This window comes from Paenibacillus cookii, from assembly GCF_018333375.1.
Classification (GTDB): Bacteria; Bacillota; Bacilli; order Paenibacillales; family Paenibacillaceae; genus Paenibacillus_AQ; species Paenibacillus_AQ cookii.
The window spans coordinates 100,428-123,434 of record NZ_BORW01000002.1; the positions used below are offsets into that span (position 1 = coordinate 100,428).

The window sequence follows — 23,007 nt, forward strand, 5'->3', positions numbered from 1 at the left end:
AAAAAAATGTCCCCCAAAATCAAAGCGATGACTTTAGGGGACACAGATCTATGCCCATTCGATTTGAACGTTTTTGCCTTGCGGCGAACCTTCAAACTCCAGAAATACCGTCTGTGTTTCGGCGTCATAATCGAACGTGACGTCCTCTCCGTCCACGGACGCCCGCCGCGGCGGATGCGGCACCCAGGCCCGGGTGCTGACGCGAATCCCTTCCGGGGATTCCGCCATCCAATGCAGCCCCCGCTCCGATTGGATTTCCTTCCGGGTTCTGGACGACGCGGCCAAGATCCGCGCCTGCCCCTGATTGCCGGCATCGTAATCCAAATCATAAAGCAGCACATTGCCGTTTGGCATCAGTTCCACGCGTGTTGCCAACGACAATCGGTCATCGAACAGCCGAATAAACGATCCTTCCAGCACCACGGGGTCCGCACAGCCGGTTTCGTCAAGAAGATGGGCGATGCGGTAAGGCCCCCGCTGGATGTCGAGCAGGCGGTTTTCCTTGAACTCCGCCTCTTCTCCGCGGAAAGCCAGCGCTTCCCTCAGGCTGTCCAGGACGCTGTCCGCGCCTTCGGCCGTTTCCGCGAACGCAGCCGGATGTTTCCGACGAACCACGACCGCCCCGGCGCCGGCCGGATGCAGTCCTTCTTTCGGGCGGCGCCCAAGCCCAAGCGTTTCGAAAAGATGCTCCTCCGGACGTTCATATGCGCCGCGCCGCGTTTCCCGGTTCCACCATTCCCGGACCCGATGGTAAGGGTCGCTCCCGTCCCCGACATAAATCAGCACGCCGCCCCCCCGGATCCACTGCGCCAGTACCTGATGGATGCCGGGATGCTCAGGCTTCATGAATTCATAGCTTAAAAACAATACCTTGTACTCATCAAGATACCCGGGAAAATGAAGCAAATTATCGTATTGCAGCGGTCTCACCGGCACCCCGAATTTAAGCAGCGGGAGCGCAAGCCCGTAAAAAGGCGACCAATCCAGCAGCTTCCGCTCCTCCATGCTTAACGGGTCATCCGTTTCGGTACCGTCATAACGCGAATTCGAAACTTCCTGCCCATCCGGGCTCGCATCCACGCTGCCCCGCTGAAACATCGCCGAATTGGCAAGGCATAACCCAATGCCTGTACCCGGACGTTCGGCCGCGTCCGCCGGGTATCGATGCATTTCGCCAAGCATGTGCATGACGCTTAGCAGCTTCGTCGCATACCGGCCCGGGATCGGCTCCTTACCGGTGCCGTCTTCCTTCGGATAAGTTCCTTCGAACACGCGGCGCGGCCAGGGGCAAACCTCGTATTGGCTTACGCCCGGATGCAGCAGCGAAGCCGTGACGGTCGCCAAATAATTTTGCTCGTAATCGGCCCACGTATGCCGCGGGTTGTCTTCGATCGGATCATGAAGGAACCACATTTCGCGTCCCGTCCCCCGGGTCAGCTCCTGCATCATGCCGTATTCCATATAAGCCGTTTCAAACGTCCGCTCGCGGCGCACGCCCCGGTAGACGTTCGGCGTCCGGCTCGTTCCCGTCCAGATTTGGGCGATAAAACCGTCGCAGGCCGGCATCGACACAAACAGCGCTTCGGGGCTGACGATCCTCCACTGGGCATAGTTGATCAGGCTATGCGTCGGGATGTAAAAGCGCACGGTCCGGCCATAGGTCGCAAGCGCGTATTCCTTCATGGCGCTGCAAATCCGGTCCATCGCCCGGTAATACATCGCCGCTTTCAGCTTGGAAGCCCGGTACTGCGCGTCATGGGAGGCATGGGGCGGAATCCATTCTTCCCCGTAGACGTTCAGCCACTCCCGCTTGAACGCTTCGGAATAGCCGGCCGCCGCCCAAAATTCCGGCTCCTCCATATGGATCGCCTCCACGCCGGCATCGATCGCCTTTTTGATATGCGTGGACAGATAATCCGCAAAAGAAACGGTCGGCACCATGTAGGGAACGTCCACGTTATGAAGCAGATGCTTCCCGGCGCGGTCCGTCTGGGCTTCGTCCCAATGATTCCGTCCGTCGAACCGGCCGTACAAATAATCCTGGTAATCGCCCCAAGCCACGCCCGTCATCAAATGTACGGTATATCCGGCTTGCTTCCAGCCGGCGATGCGTTCGGGCAAATCGTCCGAAATCCCGTACACCATCACGAAATCGGTGCGCAGGTCGTATTTCGGCCCGTAGGGCCTGGCTTCCTGGAATCCCGTCCATTCCGGAGCAGCCTTGGCTGATCGTTTCACCACCGTTTTCCTCCTTAGTTCGGCATGGCGAGCTTGACGACTTCCTTCCCTTTCAGCTCCTCGTTTACGAACCTCATCGCGTCGTCATATCCGGTTTTTTTGATCTGATCGCGAAGATCGTTAATGACCTTCAGCGCCGCATCGTCCGATTTGGCGAAAATCGCCTGCTTCCACACGTCGCCCACTTGGTCCATGGAAGGTTTGAGCGCTTCCCAACCCGGCGCTTTCGTGATGACGTCGCCGGGATTAAACGCGGAGATGACGCTGATGCCGTTCGGCCGCAAAATTTTGCGCGCGTTGTCCATTGCTTTCAAGCGTTCCTGATCCGCCCAGATGTCACCGCCGCCCACCGAGTTGATGCGGTCCATTCCCGTCATGTTTTCGAGGCCGATGCCGATGCCTTCGTTTTTCTTCACTTTCCCGGTCGTATCTTCGTAAAACTTGTCGAACCATTCCTTTTTGGCTGCCGGTTTGCCGTCGACCTTTTCCCAATGCACCCCTTCGACACCGTATCTTACGAGCATGAACCCTTCGTCCGAAGCCAGGAAGTCCAGCAGCTTGAGGGCGGCGTCGACGTTTTTGGCCTTTTTCGTGATGACCGTCACGTTGTTGCCCTGGATCGAAAGATCCACCGGACGGTTCGGCTCCGCCCCGGCTCTTTCGAGCGGACCGACCGGCACGTAATCCGAGCCCGGATGGGACTTCACGTAATCCTTGGACGCATCGAGAATGGCAGGATAATGCGCGGCCAATACCGCGATGCGGCCCTGCTTGATTTTTTCGTTCGCGATCGGGTCCGTTTGGGTGAACGCTTCCGGATCGAGCAGACCTTCGGCGATCAGCTTGCGGTAGTACAACGTGTAATCTTCATAGGCTTTGGTGAAAAAGACGTTTTCGAGCGAGCCGTCGCCTTTGTCGACGTAGCTGGTGCCGTAAAACATGGTGCTCCCGATGCCCACGGCCCATCCGTCATGGAAGCCGCCCAGCGGCAGTACCGGCATGCCGTTTTCGGTAAGGTTCGCGTCCTTGATTTTTTTCAGGAACTGGTACAAGTCCTCTTTCGTTTTGACCGATTGCGGATCGACCCCGACCTTTTCCGCGATGTCCTTGCGCACGTAAAAGCCGTAAAGCCAATCGTTGACGTCATCCCCCGTCGCCGGATGGTTCTGATACAGCATGTATTTTTTGCCGTCGATGCCTCCGATCGCTTTTTCGTAAAGCGCCGGCGGAACGTTTTCCTTGGCGATCGCCTTGGCGAGGTTCGGGTACTTGTCGATTTTGTCGGTCAGATCCACCAATTGTCCTTCCTTGGCGGCTTTGATGATCCCGTCCAATTCGCCTCCCCATGCGGGTCCGGTATAAATGTCGGGTAAATCCTGCGTCGCGAAAATCTGGTTGACCTTCTCCACCTCGCTGCCTTTCGTATAGTCGATCTTGATTTTGATCCCCGTTTTTTCTTCGATGGCTTTCGTGACGGGCGTCGTATCGGTGTCCGGTCCGGACGAACCGTTCCAGTTGTTCAGGATCGTCAGCGTCACGGCGTCCCCGTCCGCGGAATCCCCGCCGCCTCCTCCTCCGCATCCGTAAAGCAAGCTTGTAAGCATCATGGCCGACAACAGTGAACCTACCGTTTTCATACGAAATTTCGCCATATAGACCCTCCCTGAAAATGATTTGATATGATCAAGTTCCATGAAGGAACCTGCATCAGCCTTTTACCGAACCGATCATGACGCCTTTGACGAAGTACTTTTGCAGGAACGGATAGACGCATAAAATCGGGAACACGGTAATGACGAGCAGCGCCATGCGCAGCGATTCCGGCGTCGCGCCGGCCATGTTGACGTTGACGGTTTGTCCGCCCTGCTGGGCCGCTCTTTGCATCGAGGAAGACAGCGCCTCGGCTTCGGTCAGCATCTGCTGCAGCAGCGTTTGCACCGGAATGAGGTTTTTGTCCGAAACGTAATAGGTTCCCGTAAACCAGTCGTTCCAGTGCGCGACCCCGATGAAAAGCGATATCGTCGCGATGACGGGACCGGACAAAGGAATGATGATGCGCATGAAAATCTGGAAGTCGTTTAACCCGTCGATCCGCGCCGACTCCTCGATCTCTTCGGGGATGCCCTGCAGGAACGTCCGGATTATGACGATATGCATGAAATTGAACAGCATCGGGATCACGTACACCCAGAACGTGTTGATCAGGTGAAGCTTTTGAAGCGTAATGAAATAAGGAATGAACCCGGCGCTGAAGATGGTCGGCAAAAAGATGTAGAAAGTAAAGAAGGTGCGTCCCGGCAGCGTTTTTTTCGATAAAGCATAGGCCATCAGCGTGCATAAAAGCACGTGCAGCACCGTTCCGGTCACCGTCCGCAAAATCGTGATTTTGTAGGCCTGCCAGATTTGCTTGTTGTCAAAAACCTGGGCGTAGTTGTCCAGGGTGAATTTCCGCGGGAAAAAGTACAACGCGCCCATCATCGAGTCTTTGCCGTCGTTCAGCGAATAAATGAGGATGTAAATAAACGGATAAATCATCAAAAAACCGAACAGGGTCAAGAGGATGTAATTCAACAAATTGAATACGGAAAAACGATGCGTTTGCATACGGCTCCCCCTTCCTTAAAACAGCGAGACGTCGCTGACTTTGCGGGCAATCCAGTTGACGGTGACGATCAGCACCAGCGCGATGCCGCTCTGGAACAATCCGACGGCCGCCGCATAACTCAATCTTCCCTGCTGAATCCCCGACGTAATGACATGCACGTCCAGGACGCTGCCGATATTCGCGGTCGCCGGTCCGTTCAGGAGAAGCAGCTGCTCGAACCCTGCGCTCATCAAGCTTCCCGTCGCGAGAATGAACAGGATCACCGCGATGTTGCGAATGCCCGGAAGCGTGACGTGCCAAATTTGGCGGAAGCGGCCCGCGCCGTCGATTTTGGCGGCTTCGTATAGCTGCTGGTCGATGCCCGCGATGGCGGCCATGTAGATGATGGAGTTCCAGCCGATGTTTTTCCAAATGTCGGAGCCTAGGATCAGTTGATAAAACCAGGTGGTGTTATACATGAATTGCACGGGCTGCATGCCCATGGAGGTTAAAAGATCGTTGACCGGTCCCCCGTACATCGACAGCAGGCGCTGCATCAACGTGACGACGACGATCCAGGACACGAAATAAGGGAGGTAAGATAGCGTTTGGATCGTTTTCTTGAACTTCAAATTGCGGATTTCATTGAGGAGAAGGGCCAAAATGATCGGCATCGGAAAACCGACCAGCAGCTTCAGCAAGCTGATGACGATGGTGTTCCGAATGATCGCCCCGGATTGGTAGTAATCGAAAAACTGCTCGAAATATTTCAGTCCCGCCCAGGGACTGCCCGTAAAGCCGCCGACGAACGTAAAGTCCCGGAACGCGACTTGAAGCCCGTACAAAGGCACGTAAGAAAAAATGAAAAACCAAGCGATGCCGGGCAGCATAAACAGATAAAACAATTTGTGGCGCCATACCCTTTTCCAAAGCAAAGATGATTTCATGAACCTCACCTCTCTTCTTGATGGTAAAAGAACCAGCCAAAAGATATGTAAGCGTTTGCATTATGTGCATATGCCTGATTCCCGATGGACCCTCGTTTCCCCCCTTCGCGCTGCTGTCTCGGGCACCGCTTGCGGTTCGCTTCTAATCCGGCGCAGCCGCGGTCCCGCATATTTCCGTTACCTCGCGATAACCGTCTGTTTTTGCCGCCGTTTCTGCGCTGCCATTTACAGACTTTGGAATTATAATATAATATATATTTGTTATATTCAATATATTGTTAACAAAAAAAACGCAGGCTTTTCGCCTGCGTCGCATGACAAATCGATTCCATTACATCACTTCGGGGGTTGGCGTCGGCGGGGCATATTGACCCGTTGAGTAGGTTTGGTCGATGATCGAACGGATTTCCTTTACCGATTTCCCCTGCTTGCTCAGCTCCGACACGGTCATGGCCGTCTCCACGCATACCCCGCAACGGGTGCCGTGATCGTCCCATACGACGCTGCCGTCGTCCGGGTTCACTTCTTTGATAAAACAGTTTAAGTTGCTTTGATGCCCGGCGCTGTCGCCGCAGCCGCAATAACAAGGAATCGACTTCAATATTTCCTTGACCTCGCCCGCCGTGCTGTATGCCGTTTTCAGCATCGGATCAAGCGGGTCCAAAAACGTCGGAAGCTTGTCCAATCCCGCCGTTTGCTCCTGCAGGTCCCCGTTTGCGGCCACCATCTGATGCTCGCCTGCGTGACGATCCTGCGGCTCGGCTTCTTTGGCTCCGCAACCGGCCAGCAGCATGCTTGAAATGACGACGCCAAGAACGGTAATACGTGTTTTTTTGCCCAACATCATCTCTCCTCGTTTTTGGTTCTCGCAAAAGCCGATCTTTGAACCTCGTAACCGGGCTCATATTTCGCCTTTCGCGAAACCGGAATCTCCGCCTTTTAAAGACGGCGCAGCGATTACGCTTGATTGTAATCATTTCGTTTAAGCATTTCTTTTGCTATAATTGGGATCATAAGCTTAACACGCAAGCCGATAGAAAGGTGATTATCCAATGGAACCGTCCATCAACCCGATCGAAGAATGCGATGCAACCTGCATGGGCTCGGAAGCCGAACTGAACCGGATCAAGGAAGGACTGATCGATGATCAGGCCGCCTCGCAGGTCGCGGACTGGTTTAAGGCATTTAGCGATCCCACCCGCGTGAAGCTTATCGATGCGCTTCTGCAGCGGGAATTGTGCGTGCATGACCTTACGGTGCTGCTCGGCATGGGACAATCCGCCGTATCCCACCAGCTGCGTTATTTGCGAAATTTGCGCATCGTTAAACGCCGCAAAGAGGGAAAAACCGTCTATTATTCGCTTGACGATACGCATATCGAACAAATTTTCGTGCAAACGCTGCAGCACACCCAGCACGGGTAAACTTCAAAGAAAGGCCCTCCCGGGATCGGCGAGGGCTTTTTTTGCTGCAGATTTTGCCAAAAAAATGCGCCGTTCCGCCCTATTATAAGCGAAATCGGTAAAAATGATATGGCGCAATCTTGAATTTTTCGCGATATTTTTCCGTAGATTTGGAAGAAAAAGCAGCCTGATTCCTGGCTTGGGGGCATGAACGACGCCGCTTTCGGGAACCCGGCTGCTTTGTCTTATTCCGGCATATTTCCGGCATTCGGATCCGGTTCGAACGTGTTGTTAAAATCCGTGTATTTCAGCTCCGTCACCATGCCTGCCGCCGCATGATGCAGGTCATGGCAATGGAACATCCAGTCGCCGGGATTGTTGGCTTCGAATGCCACGACGTAATCTTCGCCGGGTTTGACGTTCAGCGTGTCTTTATATTCCGCCGCTCCGCCGAGCGGCGTTCCGTTTTTGCTCAGCACCTGGAACGTATGCCCGTGCAGATGCATCGGATGGTCTTCGCCGGCCGAAGAGTTTACGAAATGGACCTTGACCTTATCCCCCGTTTTCACTTTAACCGGATCGGTGTCCGGAAACACTTTGCCGTTGATGGTATACACCATCTCCCCGTTGCGGCGGCTCGTGCCCAAGTCCATCGTATATTCGAGATTGTACTGATCGTTTAGCGAAAATTTGCCTTTCTCCGGCTTCCCGTATTTCGTCACGTCGACCGTTTCCAGCATTTGGGCCGAATCGTCCTGCTCCTGTTCTTTCTGCGAAGATGGCGCGTTTTCGTATTGGATCGCGATTTTCATGTTGTTGGCGGCCGGGTTATTGCTATGCTCGTCGAGCAGCCACGTTCCGGGATGATTCGCTTCGAATTCGATATCGTACCGCTCCCCGGGAGCGATGGCCAGCAGTTTGTTTTCGACCCAATCCGGATTCGCTATCCGGTTGCCGTCGGTTGCGACGATCCGGTAACGATGTCCTTGCAGATGCAGGGAATGGCTCATATAACCGGCGTTAACCAGCCGCAGCCGCACGATGTCGCCTTCCTTGACGATCAGCGGCTCGGATGCCGGGTACGTTTTGCCGTTGATCGTATATAAATCGTACATGCTCATGTCGTGTCCCATGGATGCATCGCCATCATGGCCGCTGCTCATGTCATGTCCCGCCGATGCCCCGCCTTCGTTCCCCGCACCCATGTCCATTCCCTGCATGCCGTGGTCGTTCATATCCATGCCCTGCATGTCCATTCCGTGCTCATCATGTCCCGGCGACTCGGCCTCATGGCCGCCGCTTTCCGCATCCAAGCCGCCGCTCATCCATTCATCCAGCACCAGCGTGTAATCCCGGTCGATGACATCCTCTTCGCTTTCGACGACAAAGGAACCGTAAAGCCCCATATCCACCTGCTTGACGCTATTCTGATGCGAATGATACCAGTAGGTTCCCGGTACCGTCGCTTTAAAGGCGTACGTAAAGCTTTTGCCGGGAGCGATGGCATTTTGGCTGACGCCGGGGATTCCGTCCATCTCGAAAGGCAAGGGATATCCGTGCACATGCAGGGAAACGGGAACCTTCAGCGTATTTTTGACCGTTATCTTGACCATCTCCCCCTGCTTCACCCGGATTTGGGGACCCGGCACCGAATTGTTGAACGTCCATACCGGCAGCTTTCGGCCCTGTCCCGCATCCAGCGTGCTTTCCTGCGCCGTCAACGTGACTTCCCGTCCGTCCGCCGGGCTTGGCTTCACCGTCTCGGCCGCACCTTGGGTCAACGCCGTCCCTGCTGCCGGTTGATCGGAAGCGTGAGCACCGTGCATGTCCGCTTGTTTGCCTTCAAAGCAGCCTGCAAGGATCAGCGGCAAGGCGAACGTCCCGGCAAATAACGTTTTTTTGATTGCTGCAAATGTGTTCATGCCGAACACTCCTCCTTCATCTTCATGCTCTTCCCTAGTATATCCAGCAAATATGTAGAAAGATGGGATTTCGTCTTCACATTTGCTACACATTTTCAGCCATCGTTGCTTTATCCGAACCATTTTGCTCGTCGGCTTGTTATGATGAAGCGGATGAAGATTGCGGAAGGAGAACATGATCATCGACGCCAAACGGCAACGCGATTCGGACGGAGACATCTTTCGGATCGATTGCAAAGACGTGCGGTCCGTGGAGTTCCAGAAAGATTCGCCCCTCTTCCGTTGGGGTAAAACGCCAAAAATCCGCGCTTTGGCGCGGATTTTTTTTTATGGCTTTAGGGTTTGATGCTCCCACGTTACTTTCGAAGCGGACCGGCCTCGTCGACCCATACCGTGAGTTCTCCGAACGGCTTGCGTTTTCCTTGTGGCGCCTGTTTTTCGGCAGGTATTCCCAAATAAATGAAACCCAGCACTTTATCTTTCGCGCCAAGCCCGAAGTGCTCGTTCATCTTGGCGTGGTATGTCGGTGCTCCGGTTCTCCAGATGGCGCCAAGGCCCAATCCGTGGGCTTCAAGCAGCATGTTTTGAATGGCGGCGAATACCGCGCCGTATTCTTCCAGCTCGATCACTTTTTCATGCTCGGCAGGCGTCACGGCTACGGTAATGATCACCGGCGCCCGAAACGGTTTGGCTCTGGCTGCTTCGGCCGCGGCCGCTGCTTCCGGCGAAGACGGATCGGCGGCGGTTGCGAGCGCCACGTCCGCCAAAGCTTCCCCAAGCACCTTCCGTCCTTCGCCCCTCAGCACGAAAAAGCGCCAAGGTTCGGTCATTTTGTGGTTGGGGGCCCAGGTGCCCGCCTCCAAAATTTGCTCGATTTTCGAAACCGGAATCTCTTCTTCGGTGACTTTCCCGATGCTCCGGCGCGTACGAATGGCCTCAGAAATGTTCATCTATGCGTTCCCTCTCTCCAATTAAGAATCTTTCTCAATGTCTACATTGTATCAAAAAATCAATTGCAATGCCTGCGTAATGGGAGCAGGTCACATTTTACCCTCCGATCATCTCCGGATAACGCCTCGTTAACAAAACTTCAATACAATGACCATGATACATATATTTCAGCCATCATTCGAAAGGGGTCACTTTCATGACAAAAAAATGGTTCGTTTCCGCCATCGCTGCCTTGGCGGTCGGTTCGGCGCTGCTTCCTTCCGCCCATGCGGCCGCACCGGAAATCAAATATTCCGCCAACGGACAAGCCTTCACGCCATCGACGCCGGCCGTTCTGCAGGACGATCGCCTTTTCCTGCCTTTGCGCGACGTCGCCGATCTGCTTGGGAAATACGTGGATTGGGATGACGCAAGCAAAACGGCTTTGTTTTCCGATAAACCGAAACTGACGGGGAAATACACGCTTCATGAAAAAGATTTGGCGGAAGGCGTCAAGTTCGGCGTCGGCTCCTCGCTGACCCATATTCCGGGCGACCCGGACAACGTTTTTTACACCACGGCCGACCGCGGCCCAAACGGCGAAATCGACGTTGACGGCAAAACGCGGCGCACCTTCCCGCTTCCGAATTACACGCCTTCCATCTACAAAATCCAGTTGGAGCAAGGGAAGATCCACATCCTTGAAACCATTCCGCTGAAAATAAGCGGCAAAGATCCGGTGAACGGAACGGACAAAATTACGGGCCTGCCAAACTTGAAATCCCGCGACGAAGTACCGTACGATAAGGCCGCCCAGAACGTCATTCAATACGATCCGTACGGCCTCGACGTCGAGGGGTTGGCTTATAATCCGCAGGACGGCACGTTTTGGATTTCCGACGAATACGGCCCCTACCTCGTGCAGGTCAAACGCGACGGCACCCTGCTGCAGCGGATCGCCCCGAAAGGGATCGACCCGGCATTAAACACGGCCGCGCTGCCGCTTAAGGACAACCTGCCTGCCGTATATTTGAACCGCCGCCAAAACCGCGGCGCGGAAGCCGTAGGGATTACGCCGGACGGGAAATGGATGTTCATGGCCATGCAGAGTCCGCTCCGCAATCCGGACAAAAGCGTGGACAATTCGCGTACGCTCCGGATTTTGAAAATCGATCTCGCAACATTGAAACCGGTCGCCGAATATGCCTACATCACGGAGGATGCGGGACAATTCAAAGATTTGAAGCAATCTGACATCGTCATTTCCGACCTGGTTGCGGTCAATGAGCATACGCTCCTCATCGACGAACGCGACAAAAACGCCGGGGACGCCGCCCAGCTGAAAAAAATCTTCGCCATCGACCTAAGCAACGCCACGAACGTTCTGGGCAAATACGATGACGCCTCCCAAGCAGGCAAAACGCTGGAACAGCTCAGCTTGACCGAGCTGCGGCAAATGGGCGTCCAAACGCCGGTCAAACGGACGGTGCTGGATGCCGTGGAGTTCAAGTACCCGAACGAAAAAATCGAAGGCATCTCCCTCGTGGACGGACATAAGCTGGTCATCGTCAACGATAATGATTTCGGGGTCAATGACCCCGGGTCGCCGGAAAACGGAACCGACCTCTGGACGTTCGAGCTGCCGTACGACATCAAATAAACGGATATCCTCGGCAAATAACCGCCTCCCGACGCTAACGGGAGGCGGTTTTTACATGCATCAGACGGATCGGCTATGCGTAATCGGTACAAGAGCGCCTCTTGCCGCCTAGGACACCCCATTCAATGAAACTCGACCTTCATGTCGTATCCTTCCGGCGCAGCCGTCCGGATTTCAATATGCGGCGGCGCCGAAACGGCAAGAATCAACCGATCCGTTCCTTCGATCCGCCAGGAAACGTCGATGCGCCCGCCATCCGGCAGCGGCACGGAACCCGAGGCGCGTTCCAGCCCGCATGGCTGCGGTGCCACCCTTACCGTGGACCAGCCGGGGTTCGCGCCTTGAACGCCAAGGATATAGGCTCCGAGGAAATAGGCCGGTCCGGCGGACCATGCATGGCAATGGCTCCGGGTCAATATTCTCGGATCCTTGAAAAATCCGCTCCACGGGTACATCTCCCAGCATGCCGTCGCGCCGTTTTCGATCATGATCCCGTAACTCGCGCGCATATCGTCGACCATGACATCCAGCCGTCCCATCCGGGCCAAGGCTTCGTAATAAAAGAAAGACATGAACGGGCTGCCGATGTTGACGAAGGACGGCGGCGGCTGCAGGATATGGGACGAAATTTTTTCCAGCCTTTCCCCATCCGCGATATCGCATAAATAAGCCACGACATGCGTCTGGGCGCTTAACGTCCCGGAGAAGCCGCCATCCCGGCGGATGCAGTCGGCATACGCCTGCCGCGCCTCATCCCAAAGGCGGATATTGATCGAGGTTTTCAGCTTGTCGGCTTCCTTCCGGAAACGCGCGGAGCCCTCCTGATCTCCGGCAACGGCCCCTATTTCGGCCGCATGGTTCAACGTCCGGCACAAAAACATGTTTTGCGGGGCGACCACCCCTTCGTTCGGCTGCTCGAACGGCGCCCAGTCCAGAAGATTCCAGCCGTCAAACGAAAACAGCCCGTTCCCGTCGATATGCTTCAAATATTGCTCCATCGCAAGTTTGACGTGAGGCCAGATCCCGTGCAGGAATTCCTCACGGCCATCGTACCGGTAATATTCGAGGCACGCCGTCACCCAAAAAAAGGTCCAGTTCGGAATGACGCTGTTCCAGCCGCTCGGCACTTGATCTGCGTACAGCGGCGTTTGGAACTCCGAACCCGGCACGAGCTTCAGGCAGCGCTCGACGATTTCTTTGGCGCCGAAGGCATAGTAGCCGACCAGCGCTTCATTTCGGGCATCCCCGACCCAATAAGCCTGCTCGTACGCCGGGCAATCCACGAACGTGTCCTCCATGCATAGGCGGGTCGTATCGCGGCTGATCCTCCATATTTCATTGAGCAGCGTATCGCTGCTGCGGAAGCTGCCGATGTTCGCCACCGGATAGTTGCTTTGGATCATTTTCACCTCGAACAGGCGGACGGGCCGGCCGGCTCCCCGCACGGTCAGCGCCAGATAACGCAGCCCACGGCGGATCAAAGACGTGTAAGCCTGCCTGCCTTCGCGGCAACGGTAACGGAGCGTATTATCCAGCTGGTAGGTGTGCTGCCGCCAGCCGTCCTTCATGAACTCAAAGCCGTACAAATCGATCACGGTGCCGCTTGCGGCATCCAGCTCGAACGAGATGTAGCCCGACAATTCCCTTCCGAAATCGATGACTATTTCGGTATCCCAACCCGGAAGCACGGGAAGAACGGCGGCGTCCGGGCCTGCAATCGCGGCGGACTGCAAAGAAGCAGGCATCCTCTGGACCGCTTCGTCCCTTTTCCATACGCAAGAAGCAAAAACGTCGTTTCGGTTTATGAACGGAGGTTCCACCGGCCGAATCCAGGCTGCGTACGGCTGCAGGTCGGAAGCGGACGCGGCCGTCCGAACCGCTTGATAGTCCGGATGCTCGCGGTTCAAGGGTCTCGTTGGCCGGTGATCGATCATAGCCACCGCATCAAACGGGCCGATCAAGCTGAACTCGGACAGCTCCGGTTGCGCAACTGATCCTCCGGCCGCTGCTCCCCCGGCCTTCATGGCTTCACCCGCATTTTGATCTGCCGTGGATTTCCCTGCCTTCGGCACGTTTACGGCCTCAAGCCTAAATGGCGAAGCGCAGTCGAAGCCGAGATGGAAGCCATGCCCGTGGCTCACGCCGGTAACGTCCATCAGGAGGAGATGTTCCCCCGCTTCCAAGGCTATCGTCAAATAACGCTCGGGAGCCTCGCCGGTAAAATCCTCCGGCGTGTACACTTGTCCGTCGACGCTAATGACCGGATCGATGCGGCCCGAATCGGGAAGGCCGATCGTAAAGGAAGCCGCTTCGTTCAAGATGACCCGTGTGGCCAAATAGCCGCAAAAAGCGGCATTGTTGGCATGCTCCCCGCTGTTCGGCGACATCATGCCGTATAAATCGATGACCGCGCTCCAAGCGGGCGGACGCACGCCGCTCATGCTTTCCACCCGAGACGGATGAACGGGCTCCTCCGTTAAATAAGGAATGTCCCTCGGTATCAGCTTCGTCCACGGCTCCACGCCCACGGGGCCAATGACCGAAGCCTGCTCCCAGTCACTGTCGTCATACGCGGCCGTGATCCACCGATCATCCCATTTTGCGGCATCGATGATTTCCGTAAAAGCCATTTGGCAGGAAATGCGCGAGGAATTCGGGTCATGCCCCCGGTGGATTGCCGTTTTCCAAGAGGAATCGGTGACGATGCTCCATTCCTGCGGATGCGGATCGCCGGAATCCAGGCCGGAATCCAAGCCGGACTCCGCATTCCGAATGTCCAGTTGGACCAAAAGTCCGCCGCGCCCGCGGAGGTATTGGAACGTGGATATGCCGTAATGCATGACCAGCACGGCGATGACCGTTTCTTTTCCCGGCTCCAGCAGATGACCGATCTCATATTCGTCGTAGGACCAGGCGAAAGGCCAGGAACGCACGGGCCCCCGTCCAAGCGGCTTGCCGTCGATGTACAGTACGTATCGGGAATCGGCGCTAATGCGGATGCTGGCGGATTGCACGGAATGCCGCGCCTTGAAGGCGCGCCGGAAGCAGCGCCATTTATTCCTCGGACTCGGTTCCCCGCTTCCCCAGATCCACTGGGCCTTCCATTCCGTATTTGCGGTTTGGTTCATTGCGATGTTCCCCTTTCCCATCTTCCTTTTTCAGGTTCATGCGATTCGAACACCTTTATTATTCATGAAAGCCCTTCCTGAAAATAGGGGGATTCGGATCAATAAAAGGGGGCATTTGGCAACAATAAAAAAAGAACGCCGGTCTCCCTTGGAGAGACGAAGCGTCCTTTCGGCGATCTTCGAATGATTTAAAAACGGCCTTGTTTGACTATTAAGCTTTTGCTTTCAGCACCCGCATCGCGTTCAGCACCGCCAGGAGCGTAACCCCGACGTCGGAAAATACGGCTTCCCACATCGTTGCGATTCCGAAGGCGCCGAGCAGCAGGAAGATCGCTTTTACGCCTAACGCAAAAATGATGTTTTGCCATACGATGGCGCGCGTGCGTTTGGCAATCCGGATGGCGGCTGCCACCTTGGAAGGCTCATCCGTCATGATTACGACGTCCGCCGCTTCGATCGCCGCATCCGAGCCGAGGCCGCCCATGGCCACGCCGATATCCGCGCGGGCGAGCACCGGCGTATCGTTGATGCCGTCGCCGACGAACACGATTTTTTCTTTCGGGGATTTCCGGGCGTCCAGCTTTTCGATCTCCTCGACCTTATGCTGCGGCAGAAGTTCGGCATGGATTTCGTCCAAGCCAAGCGAACGGCCGACGGCATCGCCGACGGATCGGGCATCTCCCGTCAGCATCACGGTCGTTTTTCCCATCTCCTTCAAGGTACGGACCGCCTCCGCCGCGTCCTCCTTCACCTCGTCCGAAATCGTGATATACCCGGCATATTGCCCGTCTAGGCCGATATGAACGATCGTGCCCGCCGTTTCCGGCTTTTCATAGGGAAGGGCTTCCCGCTCCATAAGCTTCGCATTCCCTGCCCATACTTCCTTGCCGCCGACCTTCACTTGAACGCCATGGCCGGAAATTTCGTCGTAGCCTTCAATCCGCGTCTCGTCCAATTCCTTTCCGTACGCCGCACGGATCGATTCCGCGATCGGATGGGTGGAATGGTATTCGGCATGCGCCGCTATTTCCAGCAGCGCCGCTTCGTCCAGCCCTTCGAGCGCCGGATGGATGTTCGTTACCTTGAACGCCCCTTTGGTCAGCGTTCCGGTTTTATCGAATACGACATATTTGACGTCGTTCAACGCTTCGAGATAGTTGCTTCCTTTCACCAAAATGCCGGATTTCGATGCCGCCCCGATGCCGCCGAAAAAGCCGAGGGGAATCGATACCACCAGCGCGCACGGACAGGAGATGACCAGGAAGATCAGCGCCCGGTAGATCCATTCGGCAAAGCTCGCCCCCTGGATGAAAAGCGGCGGAACCAGCGCCAGCAGCAGCGCTACGATGACGACCACGGGCGTATAATATCTGGCGAATTTGGTGATGAACTTTTCGGTAGCCGCCTTTTTGCTGCTCGCGTTTTGGACGAGATCCAAAATTTTCGAAACCGTCGATTCCCCGAAATCCTTGGAGACTTCAATCGTCAATACGCCGTTTTTGTTGATGAACCCGCTCAGCACCTCCTGGCCGGCCCCAACGCCGCGCGGAACCGATTCCCCGGTTAATGCCGACGTATCCACCATCGAGCTGCCTTCGATAACGATCCCGTCCAGCGGAACCTTCTCTCCGGGCTTCACCACGATATGATCTCCGACCTGCACTTCCTCGGGAGACACGCGTCTCGTATCGCCGCCCGTTTTTACGTTCGCATAATCAGGCCGCAGGTCCATCATGGCGCTGATCGATTTCCGGGAACGGTTTACCGCAATCCCTTGGAACATCTCGCCCAGCTGGTAGAACAGCATGACGGCGACGCCTTCGGGATATTGCCCGACGCCAAAAGCGCCGATCGTCGCAAGCGACATGAGAAAATATTCGTCGAATACCTGTCCCCGTAACATATTTTTCACCGCTTGAAGGACGATGTCCCCGCCGGCAACGACATAGGCGACCAAAAAAATCGCCAGTTCGATATAAGCATTCGTCTGCAGCAGCATCCCGGCAGCCGTCAGCGCCGCACCGACGAGCAACCGCGCAGCCATGACCTTGGTTCCGCCGCGGCCATGGTCGTGACCGTGGGAATGTCCTTCCTCCCCGTGCGCTTCCGCATGGTCATGCCCATGTGCGTGATGGTGCCCGTGTTCGTGAGGATGACCGTGTCCGCGGCTGACGCCTGAAGATGCGCCCTGCTTCGTTTGGGGATCCAAGACGTTGATGTGCGGCTCAAGCTTTTTGATCTTATGTTTCACCTTGGACGCCAGCTCATCGTCTTCGCCGTCGGCTTCATAGGTCAGCGTTTGCTTGACGAAATTAACGGAGCAGGAGGCAATTCCCTCCATCTTTTTCACGCCGTCTTCGATTTTCATGGCACAGTTCGCGCAATCCAAGCCGTCCAGCACGAGTTCCCTTTTCACTCTTCCGGTTGCTTCAGCCATCGCAATGCCTCCGATCCAATCTGTAAATATAATATGAGCATATGTTCATGTATTAAACTTGTTAAGCACATTATATTCACTCCGCCGGGACGATGTCAATGAAATCGAACCTAAAATAGCTAGCATGAACCAAAAAAGCCGCGTTCATACGCGGCTCATGCAGAAAAATAGAATCATATCCGGGTTTAAGTGCGATTCGATTTGCTTTTGAAGTCAAACATGATTTTAACGGCAAGGGAAAGGACCATGATGAACATCAGCGACAGCTGCCAACCGGTAAAACCCAGCCAAAAAGCTTCATCCCGGGCGGCGCCAAGCAGCGAAGCGGCAAACATGCCGATCGCCAGCCACAGGACCGAAACGATGAAATGATATCCGCTGAACAACCGTTCCCGCTGCCGGAACTGGTAGGCGACGATGGCGGCGGCAACGGCCGCCGAAACGATGTCTACCGCTCCGCCCCGGCCGGAAAAGACACGGAGCAAGTTCCATATCCCGTCTCCCGCGGCTAGCCAAGCCAATGCGGTATTGGCGTAAACCGCCCATGGCCTGCGGTATTTCAGGCATTTGTACGCCGGAATGAGGAAGGCGACCGCCGTGGCCAACGCCATCCCTTCCGTCCCGCCCGTGTAATACAGGAGAGACAACGGCGAACGAATGACGCTTTGGATATCAAACACGATGACGCTGAACTTCCAGACCAGGATGCCGATCAGGAGGGCCGTCGTAAGATCGTCCATCACGGGCTTGCGAACGGCAGGATCCACGCGTCTGGCGAGCAGAAAAGGCGCCAAATAGCCTAAAACGGCGGAGGCTGCCAGCAAGAGCAGCGAAAATTTCAGCATGAAGGGGCCGATCATGACAACTTGCAATGGAATGCTCCCTCCCGTACGGAAAATAAAACCGGGCGTGCAGAAGGCATCGACTTGTCCGGCACGTCAAAGAAAAAACCCGGCGGAGACGCCAGGTCATCTGCATCGGCCTTACGAGCGGCAGCAAACGCCGCAGTTCCAAACGGCTTTGTCGTTGCTCGGCGCATAGATCCGCAAAAAGCCGTACCGCTTTAGCATGCGCGCCGCTTTTTTGATCTGGCGGCTGTTTTCCGCCAAAATCAGCACCGGTTCATCGGACGTTAATTGCGAATGGTGAACGTAAGGCAATCTTCCGATGGAAATGTTGATCGATCCGGGAACATGGTGCTTGATATAATCGGCCGCGTCTCTCACGTCAAGCATTTGCAGGTCCTGCCGGTTCTCTCGTTGCGCCTGCAGTTCTTCGGGACTGATGAAGGTCAATCCGTTCACCGGCCGCAGCTCTCTTAAGGCCCATAAGCCAAACGCTGCGGCAAGAACAGCGAACACTACCCACAGCATCGATACATGTTCCTCCTTTTAACGTATATGTTCATCGTCAAAATAAACCGGGCGCCGTCCCTGTGGTGGCCCGATTTATGCAGAAAGACCGCATTTGCGCGGAAATATTTCAGCTCGTTAACCATACCCTTTGGGGTATAGACCGATTATAAAATCCATCTTGGCAAAAGTCAATCATGATCAAACCTCTTCCTGAAGGACCGTTTCCGCGATCCGGAGCTGCTGGTTGGCAAACTCCCTGTACATCGGATGGCTTTCGACGAGTTCCTGATGCGTTCCCCTGCCCGTAATGCGTCCTTTTTCGATAAAAAGGATCTGGTCCGCATCCACGACCGTCGACAGCCGGTGGGCAATGACCAGCGTCGTGCGTCCTTTCATCAGGTTTTGCAGCGCTTTTTGCACGAATACCTCCGACTGGCTGTCCAGGCTTGACGTCGCCTCGTCCAGCATCAAAATCTGCGGGTTCCGCAAAAGCGCCCGGGCGATGGAAATCCGCTGGCGTTGGCCGCCGGACAATTTGATCCCGCGTTCCCCGACTTCCGTTTCGTACCCTTCGGGCAGCTCGTCGATAAAAATATCGGCGTAAGCCATATGGGCTGCTTGTTTAAGCTCCTCATCGCTCACGTCCCGGTCCATGCCGTAACATATGTTATCGCGGATCGTCCCCGCGACGATCGGACTTTCCTGGGGAACGTATCCGATCTGTTTGCGCCAGGACTCCAGCGAAAATTCGCTGACATCCTGCCCGCCGACGCGGATCATGCCGCTGTCCGGGAGATAAAAACGCTCGATGATCGAAAACAGCGTCGTTTTGCCGCCTCCGCTCGGGCCGACGACGGCCGTCACCTTCCCCGGCTCCAGCGTGAAGCTGATATCATGAAGGACGGTGTCGCCTTTTTCGTACGAAAAATAAACATGCTCCAGCTGAATCGTTTGGATCGGGCCGGTCAACGCCTTGCCGACCTTGACGTTTTCCTGGCGGTCTTCGAGAATGCCGACGATGCGTTCCGTCGCCCCGACCGATTTTTGGAGCTGCGTGAAAAACATCGTAATCTGGTTCATCGGCATGATGATCTGCACCAGGTACAGAATAAACGCCACCAGGTCGCCCGCGGAAAGGGCGCCGCTGGAAACCCTCATTCCCCCGTATCCGATGATGAGCACCATCAGGCCCATCATGACGAACGAAATGATCGGCCCGATGAAAGCCTGGATTTTCCCTTCGCGGATCCCGAGTTTCAGCAAGCCCGCAATCGCCTTCGCTCCCATGGCGTTTTCCCGTTCCTCGGCGTTCGAAGCTTTGACAAGGCGGATTTCGGACAACACCTGATTCAGAATCGTCGTAAAATCGGCCGTTTCGTCCTGCAGCCGGCGCGAAATATTGAGCATGACCCGTCCAAGCGGCACGAGCACGGCCGCGGTCACGGGAATCGCCGCCAGGATGATCAGCGTCATTTTCCAATCGAGAAGGAGCAAAATGACGATCGCCCCGACCATCGAAATGACCCCGTTAAAAAATCCCGTGACATGCTCGGACACCAGCCCTTTGAGCACGGCCGTATCGTTGGTCATCCGGCTGATCGTATCGCCCGTGCGGTGATTGTCGTAATAGGGAATCGTCAGCTTCAGCAGCTTTTTCCACAGCCGCTCCCGCAGTTTGGCGACGACCTCCTGTCCAAGGCGGTTCAACAAATAAATCGATATCCCGCCCGAGATGGCGGAAGCGACGAAGCTGGCGATCAGCATGGCGATCTGGGACGGTTTAATGCTGTCGGCCGTAAAACTGTCCACAAGCCCTTTCGTAAACAGCGGAACCACGAGGCTGACCAAAGTCGAAATGACGCTAAGCAGCACCGCCACGTAAAGCATCCAAACGGAAGGTTTGGTTTCACGGACCAAACGGACGAACGCTTTCCAGTTTCCCTTTTGATAACCTTCTTTCATAGGACGATTTCCCCTATCCGTGTATTTTCTTTTTATGATCCCAATCCGATTATACATATATTTCCTGATGAAGTCATATTTCGGGGCGCGTGTCGAATTGCGGGTTTTCAGGCAAAAGCAAAAAGGCGCGGACCATTTTCCGCGCCTTCGTTTCAGGATACGAACAAGCTGTTGACTTTCAAATCGATGGAATCCCAGAAGGACTGGATGTCTTTTTTGAGCGGTCCCTGCATGCCGCCGGTTCCTTGTTCGTAAATCACGTCGTTGTTCCGGTTTATGGCGTCGAGGTACTTTTCCACGATAATCGCCGTCTTGGACTCGGGATGGTCGCTGACGAAGGTTCGGTAGCTTTTTTTCACGTCCGGGAGCAGCTTTAACGTCCGGTCATCGACGGCGTCATAGCGGAAGTCGGTCAGATACGTATCCAGATAGGATTTGTACATCTGCAAAACTTCTTTCGCCCGGAGCCCTTGCGGGTGCTCGACCAAATAATATTCCGCTTTGAGGATCCGGTTGCCGAGCTCTTCCCTCGAGACCGCGATCGCCCCGTCTTCGATATAGTTTTTCTCCGAGTCCATGGCTTTCAACGCCAGGTAGCTTCGGATATCACCGGAGACATAACGGCTGTATCGTTGCAGCTTTTTGTAATCGACCTTCCAGTAAAACATGCCTTCGGTATTGCCGAGGGCCAGCCCTCCCGCCATTTGGTCCAAAAGCCATTGCTTAAGCGTATCGTCGCCTTTGATGTTGTCTACGTTCATCGGGTAACCGATTTCGTTCATTTTTTGCGCCGTTTCGGGCTTTGACAGCATCGTATCGAAGTTGTCGTTCAAGCTCGGCAGGTACCGGTCATAAAAATGCTCGAGCTCCAAAATGAGCCGATCCGCCTGCTCGGGCGTCGTTTGCGGCATGTTGTCGTCCAAAAATCGAATCGTCTCTTCCGCATCCTTCGCCTGCGATGCCAGCAGTTTGAATTGTTCCAGCACGTCTTCTTTCGTTTCGGCCGGCTCCCCGGCGGGAGGCTGCTGTTGTTCATGCTGCCCGGCAGGCGTTTGAACCGTAACCTTTTGGGGACTGCCGCAGCCGCTGACGGCAATCATCAAGGATATCCCCAGCAGCATGTGAACGCTTTTCCGTTTCAACCCCCTTCGCCCCTTTCCATATCTCTAGTCACTTAAACCGATATATCTCTGTCATCAGTTTGGTTCTTTCCGTCGTCAGGTTCATCTCGGGATGTTCCTGGCTCATCATCAGCCGATCCCCGTCAGGGCTCCAAACCAGGATGCTCTGCAGGTTCGGGTATAACGACACGAGGGTCGTATGGCCCGTCTTCGCGTCCATCACATAAAGGCCCGAGCCGCCCCGCTCCAGGTTGAACATCGAATAGGCCAGCTTGGAGCCGTCCGGCGACCAGGAGATTTGCCTGATGAGCCGTCCTTCCGTCAGCCGGGTCGGCTTTTCGGTTGCGCCCGTCCCGACAAGCTCAAGCGTATTGGCATGGTCCCCGGTTTCTTCGGCGACGGCAAGCCGGGAACCGTCCGGCGATACCGAAAAATCGGCCGCACGGGTCCGAATCAGCTCGGGTTTCCCTTCCGCTTTCGGAAACCGCGACTCTTTGATCACGATCCGCAGCTTGTAAACGCTGCTGTCCCTGTCGATGAAATACCCCGTGAACCGGTTGGGATCTTTCGGGTCGGGGACCGCTTCCACTTTGATGACGTCCTGGCCGTCTTTCAGCTTCATCACGGAGGCGACATGACCGTCCAGACCGGCGACGGCAAGCCCGTCGACCTCCGCGAACAGGTACGCCCGATCGCCCAGCCAGGCGCCGCGTACGTTGCCGTTCAGGCTGGTCTCGTTTCCGCTTGAAGCTTGCAGCGGGATCTTTTTTAGGCCATCCGCATAAACGAACGAAGCTTTCATCTGATTGCTGACGAACAACATGCCGCCCCCCGGCGAAGGATTGACCGTCAAAGCGTCTTGAACCCCCAGAGCCCTGTCCGGGTCCTTCTCCTTGACGAGCGAATGGACATATAGCGGTTCTTCCATCCACTTCGGTTTTTTCGAGGCGATGATTTCCGTATCCGACAGCCACGCGAAGCCGTAAGCATCTTCGAGGCGGACGATTTGCCCGAGCTCGATCTTGCCGGTTTCCTCGCGGATCGGAGGGTTTTTGACGGTGACGCGCGCGCCGCCGTTTTCGCTGCATCCGGCCAGGATCGCTAGGGAAGCGGCCATGGCCGCAACGACCTTGGCAAGCTTCCGCTCGGCGTTTTTTTTCATTGCTGCCCCCTCCTTTCGCGTTCTCTGCCGGATCGCCCGAGCTTCGATCTGTTTCGAGTATACCGAACAATCGTTTCGAAAATATAATCAAATGTTTCAAACTTGTATCCGTTTTTGAACTTTTATAGCCTGCTTCAATCCCGCCGGAATCATCCGGG

General features: G+C 55.4%; 16 protein-coding genes. 2 read left to right on the plus strand and 14 right to left on the minus strand.

The window, feature by feature from the left end:
* Nucleotides 1–48: 48 nt before the first annotated feature.
* The 5 genes from KI367_RS03350 to KI367_RS03370 all read right to left on the minus strand — a co-directional run bounded on the left by KI367_RS03350 (nt 49) and on the right by KI367_RS03370 (nt 6,616).
* Nucleotides 49–2,241 (minus strand): hypothetical protein, encoded by a 2,193-nt coding sequence (locus tag KI367_RS03350; RefSeq protein WP_212947589.1) that lies wholly within the window; start codon nt 2,239–2,241, stop codon nt 49–51.
* Between the two features lie 11 nt (nt 2,242–2,252).
* Nucleotides 2,253–3,890 (minus strand): extracellular solute-binding protein, encoded by a 1,638-nt coding sequence (locus KI367_RS03355; protein WP_212947590.1) that lies wholly within the window; start codon nt 3,888–3,890, stop codon nt 2,253–2,255.
* A 55-nt stretch (nt 3,891–3,945) separates the two neighbouring features.
* On the minus strand, nt 3,946–4,842 hold the full coding sequence (locus KI367_RS03360) for a carbohydrate ABC transporter permease (RefSeq protein ID WP_036709285.1): 897 nt from the start codon (nt 4,840–4,842) through the stop codon (nt 3,946–3,948).
* A 15-nt stretch (nt 4,843–4,857) separates the two neighbouring features.
* Entirely contained in the window at nt 4,858–5,769 is a 912-nt protein-coding gene (locus KI367_RS03365) for an ABC transporter permease (protein ID WP_212947592.1), read from the minus strand.
* A 331-nt stretch (nt 5,770–6,100) separates the two neighbouring features.
* The gene (locus KI367_RS03370) at nt 6,101–6,616 is read right to left on the minus strand and encodes a PCYCGC motif-containing (lipo)protein (protein ID WP_212947598.1); all 516 of its coding nucleotides are present in this window, start codon (nt 6,614–6,616) and stop codon (nt 6,101–6,103) included.
* Nucleotides 6,617–6,821: 205 nt separating this feature from the next.
* Here KI367_RS03370 and KI367_RS03375 point away from each other — a divergent pair, with 205 nt between their 5' ends.
* Nucleotides 6,822–7,193: an ArsR/SmtB family transcription factor gene (locus KI367_RS03375; RefSeq protein ID WP_036709280.1), complete on the plus strand. Its 372-nt coding sequence runs from the start codon at nt 6,822–6,824 to the stop codon at nt 7,191–7,193.
* Between the two features lie 224 nt (nt 7,194–7,417).
* Here KI367_RS03375 and KI367_RS03380 read toward each other — a convergent pair whose 3' ends face one another.
* Complete coding sequence (locus KI367_RS03380; RefSeq protein WP_212947599.1) at nt 7,418–9,094, minus strand: multicopper oxidase family protein; 1,677 nt, start codon at nt 9,092–9,094, stop codon at nt 7,418–7,420.
* A 356-nt stretch (nt 9,095–9,450) separates the two neighbouring features.
* Nucleotides 9,451–10,044 carry a nitroreductase family protein gene (locus tag KI367_RS03385; protein WP_212947600.1) on the minus strand — a complete coding sequence of 198 codons (594 nt, stop codon included), beginning with the start codon at nt 10,042–10,044 and terminating at the stop codon, nt 9,451–9,453.
* A 197-nt stretch (nt 10,045–10,241) separates the two neighbouring features.
* On the opposite strand from KI367_RS03385, the gene KI367_RS03390 reads away from it, so the two are divergent.
* Complete coding sequence (locus tag KI367_RS03390; protein WP_212947601.1) at nt 10,242–11,684, plus strand: esterase-like activity of phytase family protein; 1,443 nt, start codon at nt 10,242–10,244, stop codon at nt 11,682–11,684.
* Nucleotides 11,685–11,806: 122 nt separating this feature from the next.
* On the opposite strand, the gene KI367_RS03395 is transcribed toward KI367_RS03390, so the two are convergent.
* The 7 genes from KI367_RS03395 to KI367_RS03425 all read right to left on the minus strand — a co-directional run bounded on the left by KI367_RS03395 (nt 11,807) and on the right by KI367_RS03425 (nt 22,849).
* A complete protein-coding gene (locus tag KI367_RS03395; RefSeq protein WP_212947602.1) occupies nt 11,807–14,812 on the minus strand; it encodes a family 78 glycoside hydrolase catalytic domain in 3,006 nt (1,001 codons plus the stop codon).
* A 211-nt stretch (nt 14,813–15,023) separates the two neighbouring features.
* On the minus strand, nt 15,024–17,249 hold the full coding sequence (locus KI367_RS03400) for a heavy metal translocating P-type ATPase (RefSeq protein WP_212947603.1): 2,226 nt from the start codon (nt 17,247–17,249) through the stop codon (nt 15,024–15,026).
* A gap of 185 nt (nt 17,250–17,434) precedes the next feature.
* Nucleotides 17,435–18,121, minus strand: coding sequence for a hypothetical protein (locus tag KI367_RS03405; RefSeq protein ID WP_212947605.1), 687 nt, complete (start codon nt 18,119–18,121; stop codon nt 17,435–17,437).
* A gap of 111 nt (nt 18,122–18,232) precedes the next feature.
* Nucleotides 18,233–18,622 (minus strand): rhodanese-like domain-containing protein, encoded by a 390-nt coding sequence (locus KI367_RS03410; RefSeq protein ID WP_052146935.1) that lies wholly within the window; start codon nt 18,620–18,622, stop codon nt 18,233–18,235.
* 180 nt (nt 18,623–18,802) lie between these two features.
* Nucleotides 18,803–20,566, minus strand: coding sequence for an ABC transporter ATP-binding protein (locus KI367_RS03415; RefSeq protein ID WP_212947609.1), 1,764 nt, complete (start codon nt 20,564–20,566; stop codon nt 18,803–18,805).
* Between the two features lie 152 nt (nt 20,567–20,718).
* A complete protein-coding gene (locus KI367_RS03420) occupies nt 20,719–21,708 on the minus strand; it encodes a hypothetical protein (RefSeq protein WP_212947611.1) in 990 nt (329 codons plus the stop codon).
* 28 nt (nt 21,709–21,736) lie between these two features.
* The gene (locus tag KI367_RS03425; RefSeq protein ID WP_212947613.1) at nt 21,737–22,849 is read right to left on the minus strand and encodes a TolB family protein; all 1,113 of its coding nucleotides are present in this window, start codon (nt 22,847–22,849) and stop codon (nt 21,737–21,739) included.
* Nucleotides 22,850–23,007 lie beyond the last annotated feature (158 nt).